Source organism: Tardiphaga sp. (genome assembly GCF_044340795.1).
In the GTDB taxonomy this organism is placed as follows: domain Bacteria; phylum Pseudomonadota; class Alphaproteobacteria; order Rhizobiales; family Xanthobacteraceae; genus Tardiphaga.
Window position 1 is genome coordinate 1 of the sequence record NZ_JBIISY010000379.1, and the last position, 4,069, is coordinate 4,069.

Sequence of the window (4,069 nt, forward strand, 5' to 3'; positions counted from 1 at the left end):
TCCGACGTGCTCGACACCTGCCTCAAGGTGCAGCTGGTGCGCGCCGCCGATATCCTGATCGCCGATATCGACCGCCTGCTCGCCGCGCTGAAGACCCGCGCCTTCGAGCACAAGATGACGCCGACTATCGGCCGCTCCCACGGCATCCATGCCGAGCCGGTCACGTTCGGCCTCAAGCTCGCTTTCGCCTATGCCGAATTCACCCGTAACCGCGAGCGCCTCGTCGCCGCCCGCAAGGAAGTCGCCACCTGCGCCATCTCCGGCGCCGTCGGCACCTTTGCGCAGATCGATCCGCGCGTCGAAGAGCATGTCGCCAAGGCCATGGGCCTGGAGCCGGAGCCGATCTCGACCCAGGTGATCCCGCGCGATCGCCACGCCATGTATTTTGCGACCCTCGGCGTCATCGCCTCCTCGATGGAGCGCCTCGCCGTCGAGATCCGCCACATGCAGCGCACCGAAGTGCTGGAAGCCGAGGAGTTTTTCTCGGAAGGCCAGAAGGGCTCGTCGGCGATGCCGCACAAGCGCAATCCGGTGCTGACCGAAAACATCACCGGCCTGTCGCGCATGGTGCGCGCCTATGTGACCCCGGCGCTCGAAAACGTGGTGCTGTGGCACGAGCGCGATATCTCGCATTCCTCCGCCGAGCGCATGTTCGGCCCTGATGCCACGGTGACGCTCGACTTCGCGCTGAACCGCATGGCCGGCGTGATCGAGAAGCTGCTGGTCTATCCCGCCAACATGCAGAAGAATCTCGACCGCCTCGGCGGCCTCGTGCATTCCCAGCGGGTGCTGATCGCGCTGACGCAGAAGGGCGCATCGCGCGAGGACAGCTACAAGATGGTCCAGCGCAACGCGATGCCGGTGTGGCGCGGCGAAGGCGACTTCCAGACGCTGCTGAAGGCCGATGCCGACGTGAAGAAGTATCTCAGCGACGACGAGATCGCCGAGAAGTTCGACCTCGGCTATCACCTCAAGCATGTGGATACGATCTTCAAGCGCGTGTTCGGCGCGAGCTGATCGACAGGATGGCCCGCGTCGTCGCCGTCAGCCTGCGGCGCGGCCATCACTTCAGCAAGACACCGGCGTTGAGCATCCGCCTGCTCAGCGGCCTTGGCGTCGAAGGCGACGGCCATGTGGGTGCGACGGTGCAGCACCGCTACGATCGCCGCCGCGATCCGACAAAGCCGAACCTGCGCCAGGTGCATCTGATCCCGTCAGAACTGTTCGACGAATTGCGCGGCAAGGGTTTTGCGATTGCGCCCGGCGATCTCGGCGAGAACATCACGACATCGGAGATCGACCTCGCAGCGCTGCCGACAGGCACGCGGCTATATTTCGGGGCGAGCGCTGTGATCGAACTCACCGGCCTGCGCGAGCCCTGCACGCTGATGGACAGGTTTCAGCACGGGTTGAAGACGGCGACGCTGGATCGCGATGCCGCTGGCAGGCTCATCTACAAGGCCGGCGTGATGGCCGTGGTGCTGGCCGATGGCGAAGTCGCGCCGGGCGATGGGATACGGATCGAGATGCCGTCGGGACCGCCGAAATCGCTGCAGCCCGTCTAGCTCGGTATCCAGCCCTTCCCGAAAAAGCCCGAATGCTCCTATCTTGATCGGCAACCCCGCGGTAACCATCCTCCCCTAGCCTCTCATGATGCCCACGCGCCCCACCATCCTCGTGTTCGATTCCGGTCTCGGCGGCCTCACCGTCCAGCGCGAGATTGCGAAGGCGCGGCCGGATGCGCGCTACGTCTATGTGGCCGATGACGCATTCTTCCCCTATGGCCAGCACAGCGAGCAGGCGTTGGTGGACCGTGTCGTGCCGCTGATGGGCGAGCTGATCGCTACGCACGGGCCTGACATGGTCGTGATCGCCTGCAACACCGCCTCGACCATCGTGCTGTCGCATCTGCGTGCCGCCTACGGCGTGCCCTTCGTCGGCACCGTGCCGGCCATCAAGCCCGCCTGCGCAGGCTCGCTGACCAAGCGTGTGTCCGTGCTCGGCACCTCGGGCACCGTGAAGCGCGAATATACCCAGACGCTGATCCGCGAATTCGGCGGCGGCTGCATCGTCACGCTGGTCGGCTCCGCCAATCTCGCCTCGCTGGCCGAAGGCGCGCTCAGCGGCAGTGGCGGTATCACCGACACCGACATTTTCAACGAGATCGCTCCCTGCTTCATCCAGGACGCCGCCGGCGCCCGCACCGACACCGTGGTCCTCGCCTGCACCCACTATCCGCTGCTGCTGGATGAGCTCACCCGCCTCGCACCATGGCCGGTGGTCTGGATCGATCCGGCGCCCGCCATTGCACGCCGCGTGGTCGGCCTGATCGGTGATCTCCAGCCCGGCGCACTGCATGGCGATGCCGTGCTGCTCTATACGTCCGGCAAGCGCCATGCCTGGCCGGAAACACTGGCGCCGTTCTTCGGCGGCCGGGTCGCGGCCTAAGCTTCGCCTCGACTTTCCCCTGCGCACTGCTAGCCTCCCGTCACGCCGGCCCGACAAGAGGCCGGCGAGGGAGATGAGCATGTTCAGACAATTGATACTCGGACTCACCGTTGCGGCCGTTGCCGGGATGGGCGCCGCCTCTGCGCAGGGCATCAAGCGCACCCCGCTGCAGGACATCAAATATCCCGCCGGCCATCACATCGTGACCGTCGTCGCCGAGATCGGTCCGAACCAGTTGGCCGGCCGACACACGCATCCGGGCGTCGATACCGGCTATGTGCTGGATGGTGAAGCCACGCTGATCATCGAGGGGCAAGCAGATAAGGAGCTGAAGACCGGCGATTCCTACGCGGTGCCCGCCGGCATCCCGCATGACGTGAAAACGGGCGCCAAGGGGCTCAAGCTGCTGGCGATCTATGTGGTCGAGGACGGCAAGCCGGTGGCCACACCGGCCCCGAAATAGGCTAGAACCGGCGGGAATCGGGTTTTTACCGGCCAAGGCGGCGATTTCGGCTGCGAAACCACCAGCCGGGCCGCCAAAACGGCAAAAAGCCCTGTCTTTGAATTGACATAACCGGCCCCGCCCCCTAGAAACCGCCCTGCTCGCGGGCCGTTTTCGGCCCGCGAAGCGTTTCGCACCCGTGGTTCTCCTCCCAGCTTTGGGAATGAGCCTGTCGGTGCCGGGATATCCTTCAAAAGATCATCCGGCATACAGGAGGGCGCGTCTCCTCACATCCACTGTTCAAACATCGAGGACGCGATGACAAAGCGTAGTGAAGCCAAGTACAAAATCGACCGCCGCATGGGCCAGAACATTTGGGGTCGCCCCAAGTCTCCGGTCAACAAGCGCGAATACGGCCCCGGCCAGCACGGCCAGCGCCGCAAGGGCAAGCTCTCGGACTTCGGCACGCAGCTGCGCGCCAAGCAGAAGCTGAAGGGCTATTACGCCAACATTTCCGAACGCCAGTTCTATGCCGTGTACGTCGAGGCGTCCCGCCTCAAGGGCGACACCGGTGAAAACCTGATCGGCCTGCTCGAGCGCCGCCTCGACACCGTGGTGTATCGCGCCAAGTTCGTCGCCACCATGTTCGCTGCCCGCCAGTTCATCAATCACGGCCATGTCCGCGTGAACGGCAAGCGCGTCAACATTTCGAGCTACCTCGTGAAGGTCGGCGACGTCATCGAGGTCAAGGAATCCTCGAAGCAGCTCGCTGTCGTTCTCGAAGCCTCGCAGCTCGGCGAGCGTGACGTGCCGGATTACGTCGAAACCGATCACAACAAGATGAGCGCTCGCTTCATCCGCATTCCCGCACTGTCGGACGTCCCGTTCGCCGTGCAGATGGAACCGCATCTGATCGTCGAATTCTATTCGCGCTAATCGCTTAGCGACGAAGATGAAAAGGCCCCGGTTTTCCGGGGCCTTTTTTGTTGGCCTACACGCTCATCCTGTCATCGCCCGGCTTGACCGGGCGATCCAGTAAACTCAGGCCCCGAGTTTACTCACATCCGCAGGTGTCTACTGGATCACCCGCTTATGCGGGTGATGACAGGCGCATGTGTGGAAGCGCTGACGATCACAGGGTAGGCTCCATCCAAACAATACGGATGCTCGCATGCCCTT

Annotated in this window: 5 protein-coding genes; all 5 read left to right on the plus strand. The window is 63.8% G+C overall.

Annotated elements, in window-relative coordinates:
- A partial coding sequence (gene purB / locus ACIQ17_RS31710; protein WP_398473495.1) for an adenylosuccinate lyase occupies positions 1-1,017 on the plus strand: 1,017 nt, incomplete at its 5' end.
- 8 nt (positions 1,018-1,025) lie between these two features.
- Positions 1,026-1,565 carry an MOSC domain-containing protein gene (locus tag ACIQ17_RS31715; protein ID WP_398473496.1) on the plus strand — a complete coding sequence of 180 codons (540 nt, stop codon included), beginning with the start codon at positions 1,026-1,028 and terminating at the stop codon, positions 1,563-1,565.
- An 88-nt stretch (positions 1,566-1,653) separates the two neighbouring features.
- Entirely contained in the window at positions 1,654-2,448 is a 795-nt protein-coding gene (gene murI, locus ACIQ17_RS31720) for a glutamate racemase (protein ID WP_398473497.1), read from the plus strand.
- 79 nt (positions 2,449-2,527) lie between these two features.
- Entirely contained in the window at positions 2,528-2,911 is a 384-nt protein-coding gene (locus ACIQ17_RS31725) for a cupin domain-containing protein (RefSeq protein ID WP_398473498.1), read from the plus strand.
- A 297-nt stretch (positions 2,912-3,208) separates the two neighbouring features.
- Positions 3,209-3,826 carry a 30S ribosomal protein S4 gene (gene rpsD, locus ACIQ17_RS31730; protein WP_398473499.1) on the plus strand — a complete coding sequence of 206 codons (618 nt, stop codon included), beginning with the start codon at positions 3,209-3,211 and terminating at the stop codon, positions 3,824-3,826.
- Positions 3,827-4,069: the final 243 nt, after the last annotated feature.

Excerpts from the sequence above, each read along its gene's own strand:
- ACIQ17_RS31715 (WP_398473496.1), top strand. The coding sequence starts at position 1,026 with ATGGCCCGCGTCGTCGCCGTCAGCCTGCGGCGCGGCCATCACTTCAGC.
- murI (WP_398473497.1), top strand. The coding sequence starts at position 1,654 with ATGCCCACGCGCCCCACCATCCTCGTGTTCGATTCCGGTCTCGGCGGC.
- ACIQ17_RS31725 (WP_398473498.1), top strand. The coding sequence starts at position 2,528 with ATGTTCAGACAATTGATACTCGGACTCACCGTTGCGGCCGTTGCCGGG.
- rpsD (WP_398473499.1), top strand. The coding sequence starts at position 3,209 with ATGACAAAGCGTAGTGAAGCCAAGTACAAAATCGACCGCCGCATGGGC.